Origin of the sequence: Brachybacterium alimentarium (genome assembly GCF_002332425.1) — a bacterium.
GTDB classification, from domain to species: domain Bacteria; phylum Actinomycetota; class Actinomycetes; order Actinomycetales; family Dermabacteraceae; genus Brachybacterium; species Brachybacterium alimentarium.
Map to the genome: position 1 here is coordinate 1 of NZ_NRGS01000038.1, position 2,432 is coordinate 2,432.

General features: G+C 67.7%; 3 protein-coding genes and 1 pseudogene. 3 read left to right on the forward strand and 1 reads right to left on the reverse strand.

Features of this window, described 5'->3' with window-relative positions; genetic code table 11:
• A partial coding sequence (locus CIK71_RS16575) for a DUF5134 domain-containing protein (RefSeq protein WP_141393742.1) occupies window positions 1–528 on the reverse strand: 528 nt, incomplete at its 3' end.
• Between the two features lie 132 nt (window positions 529–660).
• Here CIK71_RS16575 and CIK71_RS16580 point away from each other — a divergent pair.
• The 3 genes and pseudogenes from CIK71_RS16580 to CIK71_RS17830 form a co-directional block, all read left to right on the forward strand.
• Window positions 661–1,044, forward strand: a complete 384-nt coding sequence (locus tag CIK71_RS16580) for a BlaI/MecI/CopY family transcriptional regulator (protein WP_096166792.1) — start codon at window positions 661–663, stop codon at window positions 1,042–1,044.
• Window positions 1,041–1,889, forward strand: a complete 849-nt coding sequence (locus tag CIK71_RS16585) for a M48 family metalloprotease (protein WP_096166793.1) — start codon at window positions 1,041–1,043, stop codon at window positions 1,887–1,889. The genes CIK71_RS16580 and CIK71_RS16585 overlap by 4 nt, the downstream gene beginning before the upstream one ends.
• A 78-nt stretch (window positions 1,890–1,967) precedes the next feature.
• Window positions 1,968–2,432 (forward strand): annotated as a pseudogene (locus CIK71_RS17830) (hypothetical protein); the annotation flags it as partial.

Genomic DNA, 2,432 nt, shown 5'->3' on the forward strand with positions numbered 1-2,432 from the left:
GAGAAGGCGCACGAGCCACCACACGGCGATCACGGCGCTGAGCACGACGGCCCCCCAATTGACTGCCTCCGCCCAGACGGGGGTCGGGGTCATCTCCATCGCCATCTCGTCCCCGGTACCGCCGCCGTGGTGTCCGGCGTGCGCATCGGCAGAACCTTCCATGGCGTGGCCCATCAGCAGCGGCATCGCCAGCAGCATCCAGATCATCGCGGCGTTAAGAATCACGTGGCTGACCACTCCGGCACGCTCACCCACGGCGTGGACAGCGGGTAGGCCGAGCAGCATCACAACGCCAAAGAGCGCGAAGAGGGCGACCTGAATCCAGGTCCCGGCCGTGCCGACTGGTCGCCACACCATCAGCAGCATCGCCAGGCTCATCACGAGGTGGTTCACGTGCACTGCCGTCGCTATCGGCCCATTGTGGGAGGCGTGCACGGACTCGGTGGTCACTGCGGCGGGCGTGCGATGGCTCTGCGCGAGGTGCAGTGCGCAGAGTACGGCCGTTGCGAGGAAGATGGCGGTCAGCACGAAGGACCAGGGAGACTCAATCACGATCCCGAACTCTACACGCCGTAGAAATAATAGGGTGCGGCGAGTCCGCTGGGCTGCGATACCGTGTGGCACGCTGCAGGCGTACAGACAGCAGGAAGCGGTGGGGTCATGGCGGGTGTGAGATCTCGGTCTGCCGGAGCGCTAGAGGCTCTGGTGATGCGCGCCTTGTGGACCGCCGCCGCACCACTTAGTGCCAGCGCGATCCAGGTGACCTTCGATGACCCCGCACCCGCCCAGACCACGGTCCTGACGGTGCTGTCCCGGCTCGAGACGAAAGGGATGGTCACCCGACGAGCCCTCTCCCCCCGGCGGGTCACCTTCGAAGCAGCCGTCAGTAGCGCGCAGGCGCACGCCGCCGACATGGTCGAGGTGCTCGAGGACGCCCAGGACCGCGAGGATGCACTGATGGCCTTCACAAACAACCTCTCCGAGGCCGACCTCGATCTGGTGATGGATGCGATCACCTCACGGCGTTCTCGCCGGGAACGATGATGATCTGGGCGATCGTCGGGCCGTTAGTGACAGGCCTCGCCGCGGTCCCGCTCTCGGCGTGTCTTCTCACTCGTGGGACGTGGCAGATCCGTCGTCCGCGTCGCGCGCTGGCGGCGTGGGCTCTCACCGGCGCACTGGGACTAGTCGTCACGATCGTGGCCGTTCTCGTCGCGTCCGCGCTGTCGCTGTCGACGAGCTCTGCTGGCGCCCCGATCGAGGGGCTGGCCCTGACGCTCATCGCCTGGGCCGGGCTCGGAGGTCTTGGTATCGCGGGGTCCCTTACCCAGCTGCGCCGGGTCGATCTCGGCGAGGAAGATGACGATCGGCCAAGCATCACCGAACTGCTCTCCCGCCGGCGGACAGACTCCTGGCAGATGGGCACCATCACCGTCGTGGAGATCGAGGACCCGCGCTATGTGGCCGTGGCTATACCGGGCACGCCGTCAACGATTTTCGTCTCGCGCGCTGTCCAGCACGCACTGCCGCCCTCCTACCTATCCGCTGTTCTCGCCCATGAGGCAGCGCATCTCAGACAGCACCACACACTACTGAGGAGGCTTGGAGCGTGGCACACGGCGTGCTTGCCCAAACGTTCCGGCCTGCGAAGAGAGCTCGCTTCACGGATCACGCTGCTCACCGAGCTGGCCGCGGATGACGCTGCAGCCTCGAAGGTAGGTCCGGCCCACCTGCGGGCGGCCCTGGCCGCTCTCAACCGCCTCACCCCCTCCCGCGAGCTCGGAGTTCGCGCCGCTCGAGTCAGCGCACTCCACCCACAGCACTGCGCGCCGGACGCCTTGCCGTCTTCGCGCACCCCAAGCGGACATCTGCGCCCCGAGCATCGCTGAGTGGCGCACGGGAGACGTCCGCGACATCGCGACCTGTCGCCCCGAGACCAGTATTCGACATCTTGTAGAGTCGGCGTGGTGAAGCAGAGAGCAGTGGCCTTCGCGCTCGGCGCGCTCCTCGTCGCAATACTTCCTGCGATGGCCGCGAACCTGCTCGGCGGCCCCTCCGTGTACGAGGACATCCACCGAGGGTTCCCCGGAACAGGGACGGCCGTGACTGCCGCCGCGCTGCGCGGTGCCGCAGACCTCGCGGCCGTGACCTCCCTGGGCGCCGTCGTCGCGGTGCTGTTCCTGCATCCGCGCGGGAAGAGCGAGGCAGGCCGGCTGCGATTCGGCCCGGACCTGCGCCTCCTCACTTGGGCGTCGGGCGCCTGGACCGTGCTGGCGGCGGCGAACCTGATCGTCGCTGCACCCGAGTCCAACGGCGTCGAGCTGGGCCGCCTCCTGGAGCCAGGTGCGTTCGGACCGCTCTACACGTTCGGCTACATGCCCCGGGCATGGACCGTGACCCTGTTCGGAGCGCTGGTCCTGTGGCTGTGCTCC